The sequence below is a fragment of the Sphaerospermopsis torques-reginae ITEP-024 genome, from assembly GCF_019598945.1.
GTDB lineage: Bacteria > Cyanobacteriota > Cyanobacteriia > Cyanobacteriales > Nostocaceae > Sphaerospermopsis.
This window is the reverse complement of sequence record NZ_CP080598.1, coordinates 1,947,184-1,968,666: the sequence shown is the minus strand read 5'-3', so window position 1 is coordinate 1,968,666 and position 21,483 is coordinate 1,947,184. Positions and strand designations below refer to the sequence as shown.

Annotated in this window: 16 protein-coding genes and 3 rRNA genes; 6 read left to right on the top strand and 13 right to left on the bottom strand. The window is 38.5% G+C overall.

Features of this window, described 5'->3' with window-relative positions; all coding sequences use genetic code 11:
* Positions 1-17: 17 nt before the first annotated feature.
* The 4 genes from K2F26_RS09110 to K2F26_RS09095 all read right to left on the bottom strand — a co-directional run bounded on the left by K2F26_RS09110 (position 18) and on the right by K2F26_RS09095 (position 7,779).
* Entirely contained in the window at positions 18-2,921 is a 2,904-nt protein-coding gene (locus K2F26_RS09110; RefSeq protein WP_220611202.1) for a nuclease-related domain-containing DEAD/DEAH box helicase, read from the bottom strand.
* 101 nt (positions 2,922-3,022) lie between these two features.
* A 5S ribosomal RNA gene (gene rrf, locus K2F26_RS09105) occupies positions 3,023-3,140 on the bottom strand.
* Between the two features lie 64 nt (positions 3,141-3,204).
* A 23S ribosomal RNA gene (locus tag K2F26_RS09100) occupies positions 3,205-6,030 on the bottom strand.
* A gap of 262 nt (positions 6,031-6,292) precedes the next feature.
* Positions 6,293-7,779: ribosomal RNA gene (locus K2F26_RS09095) — 16S ribosomal RNA — on the bottom strand.
* The 16S, 23S and 5S rRNA genes sit together here, the layout of an rRNA operon.
* Before the next feature lie 216 nt (positions 7,780-7,995).
* Between K2F26_RS09095 and K2F26_RS09090 the strand changes: the two genes are divergently transcribed.
* The 3 genes from K2F26_RS09090 to K2F26_RS09080 all read left to right on the top strand — a co-directional run bounded on the left by K2F26_RS09090 (position 7,996) and on the right by K2F26_RS09080 (position 9,190).
* Entirely contained in the window at positions 7,996-8,289 is a 294-nt protein-coding gene (locus K2F26_RS09090) for a hypothetical protein (RefSeq protein WP_220611201.1), read from the top strand.
* Positions 8,259-8,582: a phasin family protein gene (locus K2F26_RS09085; protein ID WP_194057919.1), complete on the top strand. Its 324-nt coding sequence runs from the start codon at positions 8,259-8,261 to the stop codon at positions 8,580-8,582. The genes K2F26_RS09090 and K2F26_RS09085 overlap by 31 nt, the downstream gene beginning before the upstream one ends.
* Positions 8,583-8,662: 80 nt before the next feature.
* The gene (locus K2F26_RS09080; RefSeq protein ID WP_220611200.1) at positions 8,663-9,190 is read left to right on the top strand and encodes an FKBP-type peptidyl-prolyl cis-trans isomerase; all 528 of its coding nucleotides are present in this window, start codon (positions 8,663-8,665) and stop codon (positions 9,188-9,190) included.
* Positions 9,191-9,263: 73 nt separating this feature from the next.
* On the opposite strand, the gene dnaB is transcribed toward K2F26_RS09080, so the two are convergent.
* Together dnaB and rplI are read right to left on the bottom strand one after the other, a co-directional pair.
* Positions 9,264-12,266, bottom strand: coding sequence for a replicative DNA helicase (gene dnaB / locus K2F26_RS09075; protein ID WP_220611199.1), 3,003 nt, complete (start codon positions 12,264-12,266; stop codon positions 9,264-9,266).
* 176 nt (positions 12,267-12,442) lie between these two features.
* On the bottom strand, positions 12,443-12,901 hold the full coding sequence (gene rplI / locus K2F26_RS09070; RefSeq protein ID WP_220611198.1) for a 50S ribosomal protein L9: 459 nt from the start codon (positions 12,899-12,901) through the stop codon (positions 12,443-12,445).
* Between the two features lie 433 nt (positions 12,902-13,334).
* Between rplI and K2F26_RS09065 the strand changes: the two genes are divergently transcribed.
* Genes K2F26_RS09065 through K2F26_RS09055 form a run of 3 tightly spaced genes read left to right on the top strand, consistent with a single transcriptional unit; the run spans position 13,335 to position 17,364 of the window.
* Positions 13,335-14,015, top strand: coding sequence for a hypothetical protein (locus tag K2F26_RS09065; protein WP_220611197.1), 681 nt, complete (start codon positions 13,335-13,337; stop codon positions 14,013-14,015).
* Positions 14,016-14,059: 44 nt separating this feature from the next.
* Complete coding sequence (locus tag K2F26_RS09060; RefSeq protein ID WP_246605564.1) at positions 14,060-15,883, top strand: hypothetical protein; 1,824 nt, start codon at positions 14,060-14,062, stop codon at positions 15,881-15,883.
* A gap of 5 nt (positions 15,884-15,888) precedes the next feature.
* A complete protein-coding gene (locus K2F26_RS09055; protein WP_220611195.1) occupies positions 15,889-17,364 on the top strand; it encodes a DUF1802 family protein in 1,476 nt (491 codons plus the stop codon).
* 67 nt (positions 17,365-17,431) lie between these two features.
* Here K2F26_RS09055 and K2F26_RS09050 read toward each other — a convergent pair whose 3' ends face one another.
* From K2F26_RS09050 to K2F26_RS09020, 7 genes are all read right to left on the bottom strand, one after another.
* Entirely contained in the window at positions 17,432-17,794 is a 363-nt protein-coding gene (locus tag K2F26_RS09050; RefSeq protein WP_220611194.1) for an aspartyl protease, read from the bottom strand.
* Positions 17,791-18,108: a hypothetical protein gene (locus K2F26_RS09045; protein WP_220611193.1), complete on the bottom strand. Its 318-nt coding sequence runs from the start codon at positions 18,106-18,108 to the stop codon at positions 17,791-17,793. The genes K2F26_RS09050 and K2F26_RS09045 overlap by 4 nt, the downstream gene beginning before the upstream one ends.
* Before the next feature lie 43 nt (positions 18,109-18,151).
* Positions 18,152-18,514 carry an aspartyl protease gene (locus tag K2F26_RS09040; RefSeq protein WP_220611192.1) on the bottom strand — a complete coding sequence of 121 codons (363 nt, stop codon included), beginning with the start codon at positions 18,512-18,514 and terminating at the stop codon, positions 18,152-18,154.
* A complete protein-coding gene (locus tag K2F26_RS09035; protein ID WP_220611191.1) occupies positions 18,511-18,828 on the bottom strand; it encodes a hypothetical protein in 318 nt (105 codons plus the stop codon). Before K2F26_RS09035 ends, K2F26_RS09040 begins: the two co-directional genes overlap by 4 nt.
* A 53-nt stretch (positions 18,829-18,881) precedes the next feature.
* Positions 18,882-19,244 carry an aspartyl protease gene (locus K2F26_RS09030; protein ID WP_220611190.1) on the bottom strand — a complete coding sequence of 121 codons (363 nt, stop codon included), beginning with the start codon at positions 19,242-19,244 and terminating at the stop codon, positions 18,882-18,884.
* The gene (locus K2F26_RS09025; RefSeq protein ID WP_194057897.1) at positions 19,241-19,558 is read right to left on the bottom strand and encodes a hypothetical protein; all 318 of its coding nucleotides are present in this window, start codon (positions 19,556-19,558) and stop codon (positions 19,241-19,243) included. Before K2F26_RS09025 ends, K2F26_RS09030 begins: the two co-directional genes overlap by 4 nt.
* 222 nt (positions 19,559-19,780) lie before the next feature.
* A complete protein-coding gene (locus tag K2F26_RS09020) occupies positions 19,781-21,367 on the bottom strand; it encodes a glucose-6-phosphate isomerase (RefSeq protein WP_194057895.1) in 1,587 nt (528 codons plus the stop codon).
* Positions 21,368-21,483: the final 116 nt, after the last annotated feature.

Below are 21,483 nucleotides of genomic sequence, written 5' to 3'. Positions count from 1 at the left end.
TTATTTGAATATTCTTGCTATATTATTACAGAATGATTAAAAGATTTAAAAAACTCCAGATAGCGTGATTGATCTAAATCAAGAATAAAAAGATTACGACGACATCTAGTAATTGCTGTATATATTAGTTCATCTGTAGTAAAGGTATTGTCATCAAATTCTTTTTCAATTATTAAAAATAAAGAATCAACTTCCCATCCTTTAAAACTATGTATTGTAGAAAATTTGATGTTTCCACTATTCATCCAAAAATTCCATTTTTTATTTTTTCTAATCTTTTCAAGTTCGCTTCTCAATCTATTCATAATTGCCTGATTGCGAGATACCTGTTTTAAAATAGGCATTATTTGAGAAACCCATCTATCATATTCAGTTCTTGTAATATTTTTCGTTCTTAGATATTCTGTCAATTTTTGCTCTATAACTGGATGGTTAATATGGAAGCTATAGCATAATGCTTTAACTATTGCCTGATTTATATTGTCATTATTAGTATTATTAATAAAAATATTTTTGAGTTCTTTAATCTTCCACTTATATTGTTTAATTTCATTAGCAATGTTATTGTGTTCTTCTGAATCTTGATTTTCGATGTTAAAGTTTTCTATTATTTGTAATAAAATTAAGTAATAAGTTTCTAAATTTTCAAAAGTTGTTGTTGTTTTAATTTGCTGTGACTGCATTGCATAGAAATTAATATTTCTCAATATCTCTATTGTAGAAGATTGAATACAGATATCATTCGGATGAATCATATATTTAATTGCCCGTTCATTACACATATTGTAAATATCTTCAGGTGAGGAATTCGTGACTGGAATATACTCAATAATTTGCTCTTGTGAATTAAAATTTAATTTCAATAAATTTTCAGTATTAATTTTTTCAATTTCATATTTTTGCTCAAAAAAGTTAGTTTGAAAAGCTGTTGCTAAACTAGATAGATGAGTAGATAAACGAAGAGTATCTTCTAATTTCTTCCATGCTCCTCTAATACCAGTATATGGTTTTTTATCCTGATCCATACTGCGTTGATATACATTTTGTTTTTCATCCCCAAAAACAATAAATTCACCTCCATTCTCTAAAAAACATTCACGAATAATTTTTACCCATTCTTTTTGATAATCTTGTATTTCATCTATAAAAATAGCTTTATAAGTATAAATATGCTCCTTCTGATTACGAAATAGCGATATATTACTATAATATTCATCTTCAAAATACTGACTCTTCTGTTCACTATTCCAATCATCAAAATCTTGAGGAATTTCTATTTCTATTCCTAAATTATTTAATTCTTGATTGATGAAATCATGATAATTTTTTATATAAAAACAACTCCGAGAAAAATCTTCACGCACTTGACTAATTTTGTCATGTATATAATTTTTAAGTGTTATATTATATGTTAATATCAAAATATCAGGATGATTCTCTGAACTTGATGAAACAGAACTAGATATTCTTTTTAAAGCATTTACAGCCCTTTTTGCTAAAATGCAAGTTTTTCCTGAACCTGCTACACCTTTTATTTTTCGTTGTTTTAGTGGACTATTAATTAGTTCTTCTTGTTTAGAGGTATATACTATAGGTTTTCCTTCCTCTCTTGAATGATATGGAGGTTGTAAATGACGTTTAAAGCTTTTGTAAAGAGTATCGTTAAAAAATCTTGACTGTCTATGTAGATAATGTTTACGTAAAAATTGATTTAATGAATTTCTATTGAGTGAATCTTTACCTAAAATAACTAAATGACTAAGAAATTTTCGATATTTTTCGCTTTGATTGTCTTGAAATTTACCAGTTAAGAAATTGTCAACATCATGATAATTTTCACAATGAAAATAGATAGCACAACTTACCACTCCCCAAGTTTTAGGATTTTTTATTTTTGTTTCCAATAAATTTTCAATATGCAAATCATAAAGATTTTGCTTATAGCTGAGAACTTGATCAATAGGAGATTTTATTCTTGACCATTTTTTGCCATCTTGAGTAACAATCCAATGTTTTTTCTCATTGATGTCATAATTGCCTAAATTCCAGTCTTTTACTTCAAAAATCATTACTCCTGCATCGGGACGCATAAGAATGATATCTGGACGATCTCCATTCAGAAAAGGTTGAAAATATATTTCATAATTATTATCCAAATTTTCCGATAAAAATTTGAGTAGATGCAACTCACCCTCAGTAGGTTTCGGGCGTAATTGATGAATTTGTTCTAATGAAGGAAAAACTTGTGCTATAAAATTAGTAGGTTTTCTTTCCTCTCTTGAATGATATGGAGGTTGTAAATGACGTTTAAAGCTTTTGTAAAGATTATCGTTAAAAAATTTTGACTGTTTATATAGATAATGTTTACGTAAAAATTGATTTAATGAATTTATATTGAGTGAATCTTTACCTAAAATAACTAAATGACTAAGAAATTTTCGATATTTTTCGTTTTGATTGTCTTGAAATTTACCAGTTAAGAAATTGTAAACATCATCATAATTTTCACAATGAAAATAGATAGCACAACTTACCACTCCCCAAGTTTTAGGATTTTTTATTTTTGTTTCCAATAAATTTTCAGTATGCAAATCATAAAGATTTTGCTTATAGCTGAGAACTTGATCAATAGGAGATTTTATTTTTGACCATTTTTCGCCATCTTGAGTAACAAGCCAATCTTTTTGTTCATTGATGTCATAATTGCCCAAATTCCATTCTTTTACTTCAAAAATCATTACTCCCGCATCGGGACGCATAAGAATGATATCTGGACGATCTCCATTCAGAAAAGGTTGAAAATATATTTCATAATTATTATCCAAATTTTCCGATAAAAATTTGAGTAGATGCAACTCACCCTCAGTAGGTTTCGGGCGTAATTGATGAATTTGTTCTAATGAAGGAAAAACTTGTGCCATAAAAAACTATAGTGATAGTTGTAGCAACTATATCATATCATATCTAGATAAAAACAAACCCCCTCATCAGTAATCTAATGAAGGGGAATGTAAAATATTAAACCTGGCATCGAGCTATTGTGACAGAGGGCAACCCCTCAACTATCGTCGCCGCAACAGCGTTTCACCTCTGAGTTCGGGAAGGGATCAGTGTGGTTCCACCGCGCCATAGACACCAGGAAAGATTTTTGGGTGTACAAAACCCTGAAGACTGCAAGTAACGCGAATTATGCCAATGATGTTTGAGGTCAAGCCCTCGGTCTATTAGTACCCCTCTGCTACATACATTACTGTACTTCCACATAGAGCCTATAAACGGGTGTTCTGCCCGTGACCTTACCTACTTAAAGTAGTGAGAACACTCATCTTGAGGTGGGCTTCCCACTTAGATGCTTTCAGCGGTTATCCGCTCCGAACGTGGCTACCCAGCGTCTACTGTTGGTACAATAACTGGTACACCAGCGGTTCGTTCCTCCCGGTCCTCTCGTACTAAGGAGGACTCCTCTCAATGTTCTTACGCCTGCACCGGATATGGACCGAACTGTCTCACGACGTTCTGAACCCAGCTCACGTACCGCTTTAATGGGCGAACAGCCCAACCCTTGGGACGTACTTCCGCCCCAGGTTGCGATGAGCCGACATCGAGGTGCCAAACCTCCCCGTCGATGTGGACTCTTGGGGGAGATCAGCCTGTTATCCCTAGAGTAACTTTTATCCGTTGAGCGACGGCCATTCCATGCTGCGCCGTCGGATCACTAAGGCCTACTTTCGTACCTGCTCGACTTGTCGGTCTTGCAGTCAAGCTCTCTTAATGCCTTTACACTCGCCGCACGGTTTCCAAGCGTGCTGAGAGAACCTTTGCGCGCCTCCGTTACCTTTTAGGAGGCGACCGCCCCAGTCAAACTGCCCACCTGAAACTGTCCTCTCTCCGGCTCACGGAGATGAGTTAGAATTCTAGCTTCGCCAGAGTGGTATCTCACCGTTAGCTCCCTTCCCCCCACAAGGAGAAGTTCATCGCTTCCCACCTATCCTGCGCAAGCGAAGCCCGAACACAATTCCAGGCTACAGTAAAGCTTCATAGGGTCTTTCTGTCCAGGTGCAGGCAGTCCGTATCTTCACAGACATTCCTATTTCGCCGAGTCTCTCTCTGAGACACCATCCAGATCGTTACGCCTTTCGTGCGGGTCGGAACTTACCCGACAAGGAATTTCGCTACCTTAGGACCGTTATAGTTACGGCCGCCGTTCACCGGGGCTTCGGTCGTCAGCTTCATGTTACCACTGACCAACTTCCTTAACCTTCCGGCACTGGGCAGGCGTCAGCCCCCATACGTCCTCTTTCGAGTTAGCGGAGACCTGTGTTTTTGGTAAACAGTCGCCTGGATCTCTTCACTGCGACCCACTCTCGTGGGCACCCCTTCTTCCGAAGTTACGGGGCCATTTTGCCGAGTTCCTTAGAGAGAGTTATCTCGCGCCCCTTGGTATTCTCAACCTCCCTACCTGTGTCGGTTTCGGGTACGGGTAACATATGTTCATCACATTACTAGCTTTTCTTGGCACTAACATTCACCACGCAACGGTCGTAACCGTCTCCCAAACCAATCAGGGTGTGGCTATCTTTCATGCGTCCCTAGCAATGCTCCCATATCTTAGTCAGGGATTGTTGACCCTGTGTCCATCGACTACGCCTTTCGACCTCGCCTTAGGTCCCGACTAACCCAGAGTGGACGAACCTGGCTCTGGAACCCTTAGGGTTTCGGGGCATTGGATTCTCACCAATGTTTGCGCTACTCAAGCCGACATTCTCACTTCCGTTTCGTCCACAGCTGCTCGCCGCTACTGCTTCTACCTACGACGGAACGCTCCCCTACCGATTAATGTTTAGTTAATCCCACAGCTTCGGTACATCACTTAGCCCCGTTCATTTTCGGCGCAGGATCGCTTGACTAGTGAGCTATTACGCACTCTTTCAAGGGTGGCTGCTTCTAGGCAAACCTCCTAGTTGTCTCTGCAATCCCACCTCCTTTATCACTTAGTGATGATTTGGGGACCTTAGCTGGTGGTCTGGGCTGTTTCCCTCTTGACGATGAAGCTTATCCCCCACCGTCTCACTGGCAATGTGTTCATCGGGTATTCTGAGTTTGTCTCGATTTGGTACCGGTCTCCCAGCCCGCACCGAAACAGTGCTTTACCCCCCGACTTTAATCATTACCGCTGCGCCTCAACACATTTCGGGGAGAACCAGCTAGCTCCTGGTTCGATTGGCATTTCACCCCTAACCACACCTCATCCGCCGATTTTTCAACATCGGTCGGTTCGGACCTCCACTTGGTGTTACCCAAGCTTCATCCTGGACATGGTTAGATCACCAGGGTTCGGGTCTATAAATACTGATTATCGCCCTCTTCAGACTCGGTTTCCCTTTGGCTCCAGCATTCTCGCTTTAACCTACCAGTACCTATAAGTCGCCGGCTCATTCTTCAACAGGCACGCGGTCATCCGTTTAATCGGACTCCCACTGCTTGTAAGCTAATGGTTTCATGTTCTATTTCACTCCCCTTCCGGGGTTCTTTTCACCTTTCCCTCGCGGTACTTGTTCGCTATCGGTCACACAGTAGTATTTAGCCTTACGAGATGGTCCTCGCTGATTCATACGGAATTTCACGTGCTCCGTACTACTCGGGATGCAGCTACTATCCTTTAACTTTTGACTACAGGACTTTCACCTCCTCTGGTGCAGTATTTAGCTGCTTCGTCTAGTCTCTAGATTCGATATTGCTGTCCCACTACCCCAAAAGGTAAACCTCTTGGTTTAGGCTTTTCCCCTTTCGCTCACCACTACTAGGGGAATCTCTAGTTGATTTCTTTTCCTCTGGCTACTAAGATGTTTCAATTCGCCAGGTTGGCTCTTTCCTGTCTATATATTCAACAGGTAGTACATAGGGTTGCCCCATTCGGATATTTCCGGCTCACCGTTTGCTTCCAACTCCCCGGAACATTTCGTCGGTAACCACGTCCTTCTTCGCCTCTGTGTGCCTAGGTATCCACCATTAGCCCTTATTAGCTTGACCACAACATTACATTGGTTTTTTTGCTTTCAGTTTATCTGTTGCTTTCGCACTAGATTACTGAACTGCCTCGCGTTACTATGCAGTTTTCAAGGTTCTGACTGGACTTTCATCCAGCAGTCTGGGTTTTTCCCAGGTGCTGAATTTGACCAGAGCTTTAATAATACTTTGAAAGAGACTTCCGATTCTCGACCGACCTAGAGTAGACCAGTTTAGTATCTAATTACTGATTGTGTTCGATATCTAAATGGGTAGGTCTCCCTAAAAAGGAGGTGATCCAGCCACACCTTCCGGTACGGCTACCTTGTTACGACTTCACCCCAGTCACCAGTCCTACCTTAGGCATCCCCCTCCAAACGGTTGGGGTAATGACTTCGGGCGTGACCAACTTCCATGGTGTGACGGGCGGTGTGTACAAGGCCCGGGAACGAATTCACTGCAGTATGCTGACCTGCAATTACTAGCGATTCCTCCTTCACGAAGGCGAGTTGCAGCCTTCGATCTGAACTGAGCTACGGTTTTTTGGATTTGCATCACATCGCTGTGTAGCTGCCCTTTGTCCGTAGCATTGTAGTACGTGTGTAGCCCAAGACGTAAGGGGCATGCTGACTTGACGTCATCCTCACCTTCCTCCGGTTTGTCACCGGCAGTCTCTCTAGAGTGCCCATCTTAATGCTGGCAACTAAAAACGAGGGTTGCGCTCGTTGCGGGACTTAACCCAACATCTCACGACACGAGCTGACGACAGCCATGCACCACCTGTCTCTGCGCTCCCTAAGGCACTCCCAGCTTTCACCGGGATTCGCAGGATGTCAAGTCTTGGTAAGGTTCTTCGCGTTGCATCGAATTAAACCACATACTCCACCGCTTGTGCGGGCCCCCGTCAATTCCTTTGAGTTTCACACTTGCGTGCGTACTCCCCAGGCGGGATACTTAACGCGTTAGCTCCGGCACGGCTCGGGTCGATACAAGCCACGCCTAGTATCCATCGTTTACGGCTAGGACTACTGGGGTATCTAATCCCATTCGCTCCCCTAGCTTTCGTCCCTCAGTGTCAGTTGCGGTCTAGCAAAACGCTTTCGCCACCGGTGTTCTTCCTGATATCTACGCATTTCACCGCTACACCAGGAATTCCTTTTGCCCCTACCGCACTCTAGTTCTGTAGTTTCCACTGCTTTTACAAGGTTGAGCCTTGCTCTTTAACAGCAGACTTTCAGTACCACCTACAGACCCTTTACGCCCAATCATTCCGGATAACGCTTGCATCCTCCGTATTACCGCGGCTGCTGGCACGGAGTTAGCCGATGCTTATTCCTCAAGTACCGTCATTTTTTTCTTCCTTGAGAAAAGAGGTTTACGACCCAAGAGCCTTCCTCCCTCACGCGGTATTGCTCCGTCAGGCTTTCGCCCATTGCGGAAAATTCCCCACTGCTGCCTCCCGTAGGAGTCTGGGCCGTGTCTCAGTCCCAGTGTGGCTGATCATCCTCTCAGACCAGCTACTGATCGTCGCCTTGGTAGTCCCTTACACCACCAACTAGCTAATCAGACGCGAGCTTATCTTCAGGCGATAAATCTTTCACCTTCCGGCACATCCGGTATTAGCAGTCGTTTCCAACTGTTGTCCCCGACCTGAAGCCAAATTCTCACGCGTTACTCACCCGTCCGCCACTCAATCCGAAGATTTCGTTCGACTTGCATGTGTTAAGCATACCGCCAGCGTTCATCCTGAGCCAGGATCAAACTCTCCGTTTTGTTAAGTTTGTTTAGCTCTGTTATTTTTGTTTTACTTCCGAATTCCTTTTCTATCGCCAGAACTCGTTAGTTGAATTTCTTTGACGAGGAATGGTCGTCTTTTTTCTTTCAAAGTATTATCTTGTCTCGGTTCAGTGTGTGGGCTTCGTTTGCCTCACCTCATTTAATATAGCCGACCTCTCTGGGAATGTCAACTACTTTTTCCAAAAAATTTTGATGTTTTTGGGAGAATGGTTTGAAACCCTTGCAGGAAAAGGATTTGGTGATGTTGGGACTACCATTATTTGTGCAGAGGGGAGGAGAAAGGTTTGGGATTTTGTGATCTATTTGGGTTTTGGAGGTGGTGAGGTTAATTTGCTGATGTGGTCAAATTTGCCAAAATATATCTGTAAGCTAGGATCAGTGGGCATTCAGGATGGTCTTTTGGGGTTCAGGATGGAAGGTCTGCTGGTTATATATCAAATAAATAGGAAGGATGTATGGATAGCAATAACTGGTTGGAACAGTTAATGATGTTAGGTTTAGGTACTACATCTTTGGTTGCTGATAAGCTTAAACAGGTTAGTGATGAACTGGTGAAGGATGGGAAGTTGAATCCTGAGCAAGCTAAGGTGGTGATGGATGATATTGTGCAGCAGTTAAAGTCGGAGCAGGGTAATTGGGAAGTGCAGATGCAACGACAGATGCGGAATATGATGCAAGATTTAGGGGTTGCTCGTCAGTCTGAGGTGGATGAACTGCGGGGAAGAATTGATCGTTTGGAACGTCAGGTGCGGGATTTGGAAAATAAGCTGTGGCGTTAGAGTGCGGATTGTGTTTTAAACTGGTTTCTGTCCTGTTGGTAATCTGTTTACCAAGCTACCTAATATAGGGAGGGCTGATTTTGAAAGGAATTTTTTTGAGCGTGGTATTCATGCTGGTGTGTGTTGTGGCTTTGGTATTAGCGCAAATGGGTGGTAATCAGGATACTGCTGTTGCTGCTAAGTTAAGTCAAAATCCACCAGCGTCCACTGCTGTAATTGAAGAAAAAACTACTCTAGTAGCGAGCAATATTATGTCTGATGCGAATGTCGTCACTACTGCCTCTGGACTACAGTATATTGAATTAGCAAAGGGGGATGGTGAAGCTACTCCTCAAAGGGGACAAACAGTTGTAGTTCACTATACTGGTACTTTGGAAAATGGGAAGAAGTTTGATAGTTCACGCGATCGCGGTCAACCTTTCAGTTTTAAAATTGGTATTGGACAAGTAATTAAAGGTTGGGATGAAGGACTGAGTACCATGAAGGTGGGCGATCGCCGTAAGTTAATTATCCCTCCTGAGTTGGGTTATGGTGCGCGTGGTGCTGGTGGTGTGATTCCACCGAATGCTACTTTGATTTTTGATGTGGAATTGTTGGATATTAAGTAAAACTTAGTAAAACTTGGTAATGGGTAATGGGTAATGGGTAAAGCAATTACCAATTATCAATTACCTGTTATTTTTAATAGTTGTTTGGTCTGGCTAGGTTTTTGAATTTGGTAAATTGAGGATCAAATAATAGTTTGACTGTTCCTGTTGGTCCGTTACGGTGTTTGGCTATGATGACTTCTGCTATTCCGCGATCTGGTGTATCGGGTGAATAATATTCGTCGCGGTAAAGCATGATGACTAAATCTGCGTCTTGTTCGATTGAGTTATGAACAATGATATTATTGGCTACAAAGTTATGTAAATTGGGAACTGTTAAGTCAAATACTTCTTCTTTTCCATCTGGTATGATTGCGACAATTTTATCCCAATCAGTCATGGTTTGTTTACCCGAAATAGATAGATGTCTTGGTAAACATATATGTTGTTGAGGACTTAACTCATCTAGTCTTTTCCAACCATGAATTGTGAGGAATTTGTGATTAGCAGTTGCTCTAATTTTTCTTCCTAGTAGAGTTTTTAAGGTAAATACAGGTTTGATACCTGTAGAAAACGCATTACTAACAATAGCTTTTTCTAGCTTCATTGTTTTTTCATTTAATGCCCAAACGGCAAAACCAGATTTACCTACTAATTCTTTAATTGGTACTTGTAATCCAGTATTTGCTAATGTGATGAGGCTATCACCTGTTAAACAACCAGATTCTCTTAAATCTGATAACATGGGACGTTTATTAGTTCTTGCTTCTACTCCCCGACTTAACTGAGATAAGGCAATTACTGGTACTGATAATTCTCTGGCTAACCCTTTTAAAGAACGAGTAATTTTTGATAATTCTTGTACGCGATTATCTCCTGCTCCTTCCATTAATTGCAGGTAATCTATTACTATTAATCCTAGTTCTGTGTTTTGTTGTGCTTGGAGTTTTCGCGCTTGACTCCGCATTTGTGTAACTGTAATATTGGGAGTGTCGTCAATAAAAATGGGCATTTCTGAAAGCATACCAATTGCACGACCTAAAGAGTCCCATTGGGTTTGACTAATACGTCCACTGCGTAAATAACCGCTTTCAATTTGGGCTTCACTGGCTAATAGTCGTTGTACTAGCTGTTCTTTTGACATTTCCAAGCTGAAAACGGCGACTGGTAATTTATAACCTGCGGCGATGTTGTGAGCTAAGTTTAAGCAAAATGCGGTATTGTGAACACAAATATCATTAGCAATAAAGTTGTGTGTTTCGGGAATTGTCAAATCATAAACTTGTTGGTTACCAACTGATTCAATAGAAATTATTTCATCCCAATAAACATCACTATTTGCTAAATTCTGAAGTGGTAAATTATCTAAAGCAGTAGCTAAAATCCACAATCTTTCTCTTTTTAAAGCTCTTTTACCAACGTGGATATTTGTATAATTTTTAATACCTGCACGTTGAGCTAAACTACTCCAGGATTCATTTCCTTTAGCTGCGGCTATTTGTTCCCAAATTTCTACAGGTATCAAGTCACGATTGGTTTGATATCTTTTTTCAGATATTGCTGCTGTAACCTTTGCTAATGCTGCTTCTTTGCCAAATATACCAATTTCTGAAATGAAATTCTTGATAGATAAGGCATCAGTAATATCTAATTGCCATGCTGGTCTACGAGTATTTTGATATTTAACAGAGCGTTTTTTCAAGGTAGCAATGATGCCAAATCTTAATAATAGATGTTGAATTTGTCTGGCTAGTTTTTCGCTAACTGTGGCATAACCTAATTGTGATTGACCACTATTAAGTAATGTAGCCCAACCATCTGTAGCAAATAGCCGATTCAGAAATAATGATATTTGCGATCGCTCTAATTTAAAAATGATTGATGGTACGGTTTTTGCATGAGCATCTTTACCCCATAAACCTAATTCTTCTAACCAATTTGTTAGTGAATTTTTACTGGATTTATTTGTACTCGATCTAACTGTTAGACCTCCAAATTCAGCAACAGCTTGAGAAAAATCAGCTTGTAATAATGAGTTACTGTTTGTAAATCTGGGGGTACTGTTGGTTAAATTTCCATCACCGATTAAATAAGCTAATAGTTTAACTTCACATTCGCGGATAGTTTCTTTACCAAATACATCTATTTTGCGAGGAACAGCAATTTTATCACCGATTTTGAGATTTTCTAGCCTTTGCCAACCATTAATAGTTAAATAGGGATGAGTAATGGTGGTTTCAATGGATCGCCCTAAACGAGTTGTAACCCGGAAAACTGGTTTTATTCCGTCGTTGACAAATGCAGACGGTTGGGTAAAAGTAAATTTCCAATTGCTGTTTAAAGTTAATAAATTACATTGACGTTGGTTATACAATTCTTCAATGGTGGCAATTTGCCCATCTGCTAGGACAATTTCTGAATCGTAACTTAAACATTTTCCCATTGATGGTCTGCCAGCGACGATGATTAAATCAGAACGCTGAAAACCGCTAGTCATGGCATCTAAATCATAAAAACCGCAGGGAATACCAGGTAAAGCGATACCTTCATGTCTTTTTTCAACGTCTTGGAAGGCGTTAATTAATGTATCTGCTATGTGAACTAAACCTGATTCGGGTTTTTCTTGAGTAATACTAAATACTTTCTGTTCTGCTTGATCGAGAACTATGGGTAATTCTGTTTGTGTCTCGAAACCTAGTTGTACTATTTCGTTACCTGCTTTGATGAGTTGCCGTCGCAGGTATTTTTCCATGACTAATTCTGCTAGGGCATCTATGTTAACTGCTGAAACTGTACGATCTACTAAGGTGGCTAGTTTATTTCTACCACCAATGCGGGTTAGTTTATCGTTGTCTGTTAACCAACTGGTGAGGGAAAGTAAGTCTGTGGGTTTACTTTGGGCGTGAAGAGTGAGGGCGGCTTGATAGATGTCTCTGTGGGCATTAATATAAAAGGCTTCGGGAACAAGGCGATCGCGTACTCGTCCTATGGCTTCTGGATCTAGAAGAATACCCCCCAAAATCGCTTCTTCTGCTTCGATGTTTTGGGGTGGTAAGCGATCGCTGCCATCACCTTGAAAACTCAGTTCTTCAGCCATAAGCGATTTGGGATTTATCAGCAGGATTTAAATATTAGCTTAAATATTAGCTCAAATATTAGCTCAAATATTAGCTTGGTAGTTTGCAGGTAAAAGGCAAAAGGCAAAAGGCAATACTTAATTTTCTTCATTACCCTATAACCTTCTTACCTGTCACCTGTCACCTGTCACCTATCTTAGCTGGCAACAACTTCGATATCAATTTGGGCTGTTACTTCAGAGTGCAGCTTGATTTCGGCTTTGTATGTACCCAGGTGGTTAATATCAGGAATGGTGATACCACGTTTGTCAATTTCTTGACTGGTTGCTGCTTGAATTGCGTCTGCAACATCTTGGGTGGTGACAGTACCGAAGATGGCTTCGTTTTCGCCGACTTGCTTGGCAATTGTTAATTTAGCAACTTTTTCTAGGGCTGCTTTTTGTTCTTGTGCTTGTTGTTTGAGTTCTAGTTGACGTTGACGTTCTTGTTCACGACGGCGCTCTACTTGTCTCAAGATACCGGGGGTAACGTGAGTAGCTAGACTTTGGGGAATGAGATAATTACGAGCATAACCGGGAGCTACATCCACTAAGTCGCCGGATTTTCCCAGCTTGCTCACATCTTTTGTTAATACTAACTGCACTCGTTTGGCCATTGTTGTTTCTTTTTTCCTGTAAAATCTCGTTAAATTGGGTGTCAGCAGGATAGGTTACAAAAGTGTAGCTTGACGAGAAGCGACTTTGTTTATATCCCAAAGACTAGATATTTTAGCGAATTATGGGGGGCGATCGCAACACTCAATCCCCAAAAACTTTGCCCAATATTGGCTCAATATATTTTAGGATTTACGCAAGATTGGACTAAAAATCTGATTATTTCTGGGGGGTAATTCATGACTTACTCCTACTTTGCTTCTGTTTTGCATCAGTCCTGATATTTATAAGTCAAGTAAATTCTCTGTTGCTTTTTGTGTAGAAATTTTGCGCTATTTATCGGCAATATTGAGAAAATAAACAATTTTTGGGTTGTGGTGACATAAAAATTACAATCATTATTATAATAGTTGCAGTTATTTAACACACATCACCATGAGTTCAAAGACTAAGGATTTACAGGTAAGTTACGCTAAAACTCGCTTGCTGCTTGCGTTGTGGGATTTGGGAGGAAGTCAGCATAAGGTTGCTAAGGGTAAATTGACGAAGCGGATAGATTCCAAAGGTAAAAATAAGGCGGACTATCAGTGTATTTTAGAGGATTTGGAAGCACAGGGAGCGATCGCTGTCTCTAAAAAAGGTTCTGCTATTAGTTATACTCTCACGTCACCAACGGGTTTAGAAGTGTTGGGTGCGGGTTTGCGTAGTGATGAGTTTGAGTTTAGTACAAATATTGGCGCTTGGGTTGCTAATTCGTTATTGCGGTGGTTGCGTCAGGATAATGTGGTTGTACCTACGGCCGTTGTGTCAGATAATGGGGTTAAGGGTGGGGTTATTGGTTCTTATGAGGAGTTTAAAACTGAAATTCTTAACTTATTTGAAAAACTAGATAAAACTCATAACCATGCTGGTTTAGTTCCTATTTGGCAAATAAGAAAAGAGTTAGGAAATCGTGTAGAACGTGATCAATTTAATGATTGGATGATGAATACACAAGCTGAACAACTATTATACCTCCAAAGTGGAGAAGCGCGTGGTGCTACAGAAGATCAAAAAAGAGATTCTATCAATAGTGAAGTTAGAGGTCTTTTATTTTTTGCTAGTAAACCTGAATAAAGTTAAAGTGGAGAGAAATCATGTCAAATATAGATAAATATTCCTTGTTTGAAGAAGCACGTCAAAATTCTGTAAATCCTTTTAGTTTAATTCCAGTAGTAAGTGCTACTGAGGTATGGGGTGAAGTTATAACTAATTTACCTGGACTCAATCAACATATTGATGAGAGAATTTTTGACGCAATTACCGAAGTTCGTAAAAAGTATTCTCCCAAAATTGGAATTGCGATTAAAGGTGATAGAGGTACTGGTAAAAGTCATATTATCCATAGAGTTTGGAAAAAAATAACGCAAGACGGAGGTTCTGTTTTTGCCTATATTGGTCCATGTACTAATCCCAAACGAATTAATTCTCATGTACGGTTTTACTTAGCTGATAGTTTTACTCATCAAGATAGTCAAGGCATTACCCAATGGCAAAAACTAGCAGCAGCAGCAATTAATAAGTTAAAAGGAACAGAGTTTGAGGATAAATATCGTCCATATATTGAAAAATGTCATTCACCTAATGAACTAAAAAAATACATTTTAGAAAATCAAAATAAGAGTAAACTGTTGGATTTTTTTGATGAATTAGTTGAAGCAATATTAGAAAATCAAATTGGAATTGATTTTAACTTTTTGAAAGCAATCTTATTTTTACTTTTGAAAAGTGCAAAAAATGCTCAAATTTCATTAGATTGGATTAAGGGAGTGGATAATTCAGAGATTAAAACAATAGGATTACCAGAGTTTTTATTTGAAGAACAAGAAGGCAAATCTATTTGGATGATCAAGCAGATTTGTAAATTAGCTGAAATATCATCATTACCAGTGATAGTTTGTTTTGATCAACTTGATAGTGCTGCTAGTGATAATGATTCTGGAGATAGTCCTGCTCAAATACTAGCAAAATGTATAGATCAAATTTACTTTCAATGCAGTAATATAATTATTATTTGCTGTGTCATTAGTGACACATGGAAAGAAATTGAACAAATGGGAAGTGGTATTCCAGATCGAGTTGGACAAAGATCAGTCAAAGCAAAACCACCTAATACTGAACAGACAATAGAATTAGTTAAGCTTAGACTGGATTGGTTCTACAAAGAAAATAATCTTAATCCTCAAGATTATCCTTATTTATATCCTTTTGATGAAAGTAAAATCAAACAGATTGCTAGTGAATCTGCTAGTGTGCGTTCTCTGATGACATGGTGTGTTGAGGAGTTTAAAAAAGTCGTAATTCCACCACCACAACCAGGAAAAAGTATAGATCCACTACTACTACCAGATCCATTAGACCAACAAAAGAAAAAATTTGTAGATGAATACGAAGATTTATGTCAAAAAATTTCTATACCTATCAAAGATGATGATAGATTAGCAGCAATAATTAACTGTACAATAAACATGATTCCTGGTGGTGGCACTGCAAACGTAGTAATTAAAGAAGTCAAAAAAATTGCTGATGCAAACCATGATTTACATTTTATTGTCTCTGCTGATGACTGTTTACAAAACTATGAAGTAAAAATTGGTGTTAGAATATGTGAAACAACAAATGGTAACACATTCAATGCCGTAATTAAGAGGTTATTAAATTACGATAAATACGGAATTACTCGCGGTTGTTTAGTACGTTCTTCAGATGTTCCACGAAGTTGGAGAACAGGATATCAATTGAAAGAAAAATTAGAGAACGACAAAGGTGGTAAGGTAGTAGTTTTGAAAAAAAATGAAATAAAACCTTTAGCAGCAATTCATACTATTTATGAACAAGCAGAAGATTATGGATTTACTAAAGAAGAGGTAACAGAATTAGTTAAAGAGTTAAGACTAGCTGCTGATAACTTATTAATTTGTGAAATTTTGAGTGCGCCAGTATGAATAATATGAGTATTCAGATAATTAATGGCATCCAATTACCAGCTTTTGATGTAGAAATGCTTGGTTTAGGGAAACTATTTTTAGTGCCTTTTAAGCAGTTTTTACACCAAGGTAAATCTTTTTGGCTATATCCATCTGTAACAATTCCCAATAATTTGACTTTACAGGAGTATTACCAACCTCAATATGTTGAAAAAGCTAAGACTTCTGTAAGTAAATATTCAACTTATCCTGTAAATATAAAATTTTGGGGACGTTGTGAATATTATTGGCGTATTAATCCTGATCAACAGGATATTTTACCAAAAATCGCACAATCTACTATTTGGAATCTGAGTGCTTTAGAAAAGATATTTGAGCAGCATCGAGTTCTGAAATTGGCAATATTAAGAGTTTATCATCTTTCAAAACCTTGTATAATTAATATACCAGTAGATTCTGGTTCGTTTTATTGGACAAAAACTGAAGATTTGATTAATAATGCAAGTGAAAATGATATTTGTGTAATTTCTGATGATAGTTTCACCAAACGTAAAAATATCATTCTGTCTGGTGAATCTTATCTATATACAAATATAGAAAATTTACAATGGCAATGTGAGAATTTATTAGAGAATAACCCAAACTTTGACACATTAAATCATGAGATTAAGCAATTTTTAGGATGGAATAACCAACCTGTAAAAAATACACTAGATCCTGATTTATATTGGATTAAAAATATTGCTAATGTAGGTAATTCTAGTGATGGTAATGAATTTGAAAAATTGGTGAGAAAAAGTTTAATTAAACTAGGTTTTTCAAGTTCTAATACGAATACTAAAGCTAATTTAGATTCTGATAAATTAGGTGGTGCTGGAGGTCTAGATTTTTACTGTGAGTATCCTTATCCAGTTATAGGAGAATGTAAGGCAACTAAAACAGAAAAAGTTGTTGATAGTACAGTAGCACAACTTGTAAAACTAGGATTAAAACATTTACAAGAAGAATATAATAGTTGTATCAAAATTATTATGGCTGCTGGTAAATTAGCAACAGATACTGAAAAAACTGCACAAGGAAATAAAATGAACGTTATTCGTCCAGAAACTTTACAAAAATTAGTCACTTTAAAAGCAAAACACCCTGGTTCAATAGATTTATTAAATTTGAAGCAAGACCTAGAAAAAAAACCATTTGGAGAAGAAGCTGATGATAAAATTAACAAATATATAGAAAAAGTAGAACAAGAAATAAAATTGCGATCGCACATTATCCAACTCGTTAAAAACTATCTACAAAATGCAGGAATAGAATCTACAGGAGTTGATACTTTACATGGTGCATATTTCGGATCACATCCACCACAACCATTAAAACCTGAAGAAATGCACGAAATATTAATAGAACTTTCATCACCCCTAACAGGTTACTTAGGAAGAGAAAAAGGAAACGACTGGAAAAACGATAAATTCTACTATTTACGCGACTTAGCAATATAAAAATAACTCTTCTTTTTTCTTCTCTTATCTTCGCACTCTTGGTGTCTTAGTGGTTTGTTTCCTCAACCTATCCCAAAGTTAAAATACCTGCTGGAAAATTCACCATCAAAGGTAAAAACTCCAACCACTCTGAACCCAACAAAATCTCCGTCAACTCATCACCAGCATAAACAGGAATTTCATACTCTTGGTTATCTAAAATTACCTTACCTAAATAAATATCAAATCTAGACTCTCCTTGTGCAGTGCGTAGCTTTTCCTTAGATATAAATGACCAATTTAGACCTTGTAAATCTTGTTTATTAATCGCCATAAAGCCTGTGAAACCTGTATCAAACAAAGCATCCACAGGCAAATTTAAACCATCATTTGTAATTAATTCAATCTCAAAAAATAACCGCCCCTTATCCCCAAAATAACCCTGTATCATATTCTCCCAGTTACTCCAGTTTCATTGATGCCAAATACAAAGTGTATCACATTAGGGTGTTTATCCCTGGCTTTTTTACTAGCAGCTTCCTTATTTTCATCAATAAAATAATCACCGCTATCTGGTTCGATAGCAACATACCAACCATCATGTTTTTTCATCAAATCAGGAAGTAATTGTTCAAAAATTGCCCAGCAACGTTGATAAAATAATTCATCTTCAGCTTTACGTTTTGCTAACTCTTCAGAGGATAAAGTCAATTCTGGAAAAATTCTGCCTCTTCTTCTTGGTGGCTTGGGTGTTAGTTGTGTCATGGTTTTAAACTCCTTTTTTAACTATATTAATTGTAGCAAAAAATCACCCTAAAGTTAAAACACCTGCTGGAAAATTCACCACCAAAGGTAAAAACTCCAACCACTCTGAACCTAATAAAATCTCCGTCAACTCATCCCCTGCATAAACAGGAATTTCATACTCTTGATTATCAAAAATCACCTTACCTAAATAAAGATCAAAAGCTTTTTGTCCTTGCGCTGTTATCAATTCTTGTTCACGTAAAAATTGCCAATCTAAAGCTGATAAATCTTGTTTATTAATAGCAAGAAAGCCTGTAAAACCAGTATCGAACATAGCATCTACAGGCAGATTTAAACCATCAGTAGTGATTAATTCAATTTCAAAAAATAATTGACCTCCATCACCAAAATAACCCTGGATCATATTCTGCCAACTGCCCCAATTTCATTTAACCTAAACATACAATGTACCGCATGAGGGTGTTTATCCCTTGCTTGTTGACTAGCAACTTCTATATCTTGATCGATGAAGTAATCACCGCTATCTGGTTCTACGGCAATATACCAGTTATAATGTTCTTTCATTAAATCAGGACAGACACGCTCAAAAATTGCCCGACAACGTTTATGAAATGCTTCTTTTTCTGCTTTACGTTTTGCTAATTCTTCAGGGGATAAAGTCAATTCTGGGAAAATTCTTCCTCTTCTTCTTGGTGGTTTGGGTGTTAGTTGTGTCATAGTTTTAAACTCCTTTTTTAACTATAATTGATTATATCAAATATATCAAAAAATCACCCTAAAGTTAAAACACTCTCTGGAAAATTCACCACCAAAGGTAAAAACTCCAACCACTCTGAACCTAATAAAATCTCAGTGAATTGATCTCCAGCATAAATAGGAATTTCATACTCTTGATTATCCAAAATCACCTTACCGGAATAAATATCAAATACTTTGATTCCTTGTGCAGTTCGCATTCTTTGTTCACTAATAAATTGCCAATTCAAAGCATCTAAATCTTGTTTATTAATAGCCATAAAGCCTGTAAAACCCGTATCTAATAAAGCATCAACAGGCAGGTTTAAGCCATCATTTGTAATTAATTTAATCTCAAAAAATAACTGCCCCTCATCACCAAAATAACCCTGTATCATATTCTACCTGTTACCCCAGTTTCATGAATGCGAAATAGAAAATGTATCACGTTAGGATGTTGCTCCCGCGCTTTTTTACTAGCAATTTCCATATCCTGATCAATGAAATAATCACCGCTATCTGGTTCTACAGCAATATACCAGTTATAATGTTCTTTCATTAATTCTGGACGGACACGCTCAAAAATTGCCCAACAACGCTGATGAAAGGCTTCTCTTTCTGCTTCACGTTTTGCTAATTCTTCAGGGGATAAAGTCAGTTCTGGGAAAATTCTTCCTCTTCTTCTTGGTGGTTGGGGTGTTAGTTGTGTCATGGTTGAAAACTCAAATTTTAAATTATAGTAATTATATTTTAGTATATAAAAATTGATACTTTCCGTCAATATTATTGAGTATAGATTTAACGAACTACAGAGACACAAAGTACACAGAGAAAAAGCTGTAATTTTCAGTTAATCAATAAATCAGATCCCCGACTTCTTGAAGAAATCGAGGATTGTCAAAACAGAATATTTTAACAGGAGAATTTATGGTATTTAATCCAAAGAAACTGTTAAATTTCCTGGTTTACTTAAATCACCTGTTAACACCACACCGCGATTATTAGCATGAAGATGACGCAGAATTTTATAAATTGCTTCAACTTGTTCAGCAGCGCCAGCTTTATCTGCAATTTCAGAAATAGAAAGTGCTTTCTTTTCTGTTTGCAATACTTTGATTACTTTTTGTTGTAAATCAAGAATTGCAGCGGCAGCTTTTTTACCAGCTTCTACACCAGGTTGGTGATAAGCATTAATATTAACTAAGCTGGCATAAAATCCTACAGCCCGTTCATATAATGCAATTAACGCTCCCACTGTGCGAGCATTAACTTGAGGAATTGTCACTGTAATAGAATCGCGGTTATTCTCATACAATGCTTGACGAGTTCCTAATAAGAAACCTGATAAATAATCACCGGATGTGACACCAGGATCAATTTCAGGAGATGCACCTTGACGATCTTCTAAAACTTCAATTAAAGTTGCAAAGAAATTGGGTACACCTTCCCGTAATTGTTGTACATAGGCGTGTTGGTCTGTAGAACCTTTGTTACCATAAACGGCAATACCTTGATATACAGTTTTACCGTCTAAATCTTGTTCTTTACCCAAAGATTCCATTACCAATTGTTGTAAATAACGGCTAAATAATAACAAGCTGTCTTTGTAAGGTAAGACAACCATATCTTTTTCGCCTTTGCCGTTACCGGAGAAGTACCAAGATAATGCTAATAATGCTGCGGGGTTATTTTTGATGTTAGCAACACGGGTGGCATCATCCATTTCTTTTGCACCATCTAACATGGCACGGATATCAATACCCTGTAATGCTGCGGGTAATAATCCTACGGAAGACATTTCTGAAGTACGCCCACCTACCCAGTCATACATGGGGACAGTTGTTAACCAACCTTCAGATTGAGCCACTTTATCTAAGTTACTATCTGTGCTGGTGATGGCAACTGCATATTTAGCAAAGTCTAAATTTTTGGCAGCGTAGGCTTTTTTCACCTCGATCATGCCGTTACGGGGTTCGGGTGTACCACCAGATTTAGAAATGACTAATACTAGGGTAGTAGCCAGTTTATCACCGATAGAGGAGAGAACCCGATCAATACCAGCAGGATCCGTATTGTCGATAAAGTGAATGTTGAGGGGAGGAAAATCGGGTGCAAGTGCTTCAGCAACAAACTGAGGACCTAAAGCAGAACCACCAATACCGATGGAAATAATGTCAGTAAAGCGGCTTTCTTTGGGGGGATGAACTGCCCCTGTGTGTACTTGATCTGCAAAAGCTTCGATTTGTTCTAAGGTTTGAACAATTTCTTGTTTTAGTTCTGGAGAGGGTGCTAAGTCTGGGTTACGCAACCAGTAGTGTCCTACCATGCGGTTTTCATCAGGATTGGCGATCGCTCCCTTTTCCAAAGCGTCCATATCCGCAAATGCTTTATCAAATTTCGACTGCAACGACTCCACGAAAGCGTTATCAAACCGCATCCGGCTGATATCTAGATACAGTCCTAATCCCTCGTGGTAATATAACCATTCTTGGTATCGTTGCCAAAGTGCCTTAGCATCCATAATGAGGGAATTCTCACATATACTTGATCAAACTCCAGTTTAATCTATGGTTTTGGCGATCCCTGCTCTGTCTTATACAGTTTGTAATCATTAGGAGTCAGGAGGCAGGAGGTAGG

What these genes read in the sequence shown, in the direction of transcription:
- K2F26_RS09055 (WP_220611195.1), top strand. Translation starts at nt 15,889, where the DNA reads ATGAGTATTCAGATAATTAATGGCATCCAATTACCAGCTTTTGATGTA.
- rplI (WP_220611198.1), bottom strand. Translation starts at nt 12,901, where the DNA reads ATGGCCAAACGAGTGCAGTTAGTATTAACAAAAGATGTGAGCAAGCTG.
- K2F26_RS09045 (WP_220611193.1), bottom strand. Translation starts at nt 18,108, where the DNA reads ATGACACAACTAACACCCAAGCCACCAAGAAGAAGAGGCAGAATTTTT.
- K2F26_RS09085 (WP_194057919.1), top strand. Translation starts at nt 8,259, where the DNA reads ATGGATAGCAATAACTGGTTGGAACAGTTAATGATGTTAGGTTTAGGT.
- K2F26_RS09030 (WP_220611190.1), bottom strand. Translation starts at nt 19,244, where the DNA reads ATGATACAGGGTTATTTTGGTGATGAGGGGCAGTTATTTTTTGAGATT.
- K2F26_RS09090 (WP_220611201.1), top strand. Translation starts at nt 7,996, where the DNA reads ATGTTTTTGGGAGAATGGTTTGAAACCCTTGCAGGAAAAGGATTTGGT.
- K2F26_RS09020 (WP_194057895.1), bottom strand. Translation starts at nt 21,367, where the DNA reads ATGGATGCTAAGGCACTTTGGCAACGATACCAAGAATGGTTATATTAC.
- K2F26_RS09025 (WP_194057897.1), bottom strand. Translation starts at nt 19,558, where the DNA reads ATGACACAACTAACACCCCAACCACCAAGAAGAAGAGGAAGAATTTTC.
- K2F26_RS09035 (WP_220611191.1), bottom strand. Translation starts at nt 18,828, where the DNA reads ATGACACAACTAACACCCAAACCACCAAGAAGAAGAGGAAGAATTTTC.
- K2F26_RS09110 (WP_220611202.1), bottom strand. Translation starts at nt 2,921, where the DNA reads ATGGCACAAGTTTTTCCTTCATTAGAACAAATTCATCAATTACGCCCG.
- K2F26_RS09050 (WP_220611194.1), bottom strand. Translation starts at nt 17,794, where the DNA reads ATGATACAGGGTTATTTTGGGGATAAGGGGCGGTTATTTTTTGAGATT.
- dnaB (WP_220611199.1), bottom strand. Translation starts at nt 12,266, where the DNA reads ATGGCTGAAGAACTGAGTTTTCAAGGTGATGGCAGCGATCGCTTACCA.
- K2F26_RS09065 (WP_220611197.1), top strand. Translation starts at nt 13,335, where the DNA reads ATGAGTTCAAAGACTAAGGATTTACAGGTAAGTTACGCTAAAACTCGC.
- K2F26_RS09040 (WP_220611192.1), bottom strand. Translation starts at nt 18,514, where the DNA reads ATGATCCAGGGTTATTTTGGTGATGGAGGTCAATTATTTTTTGAAATT.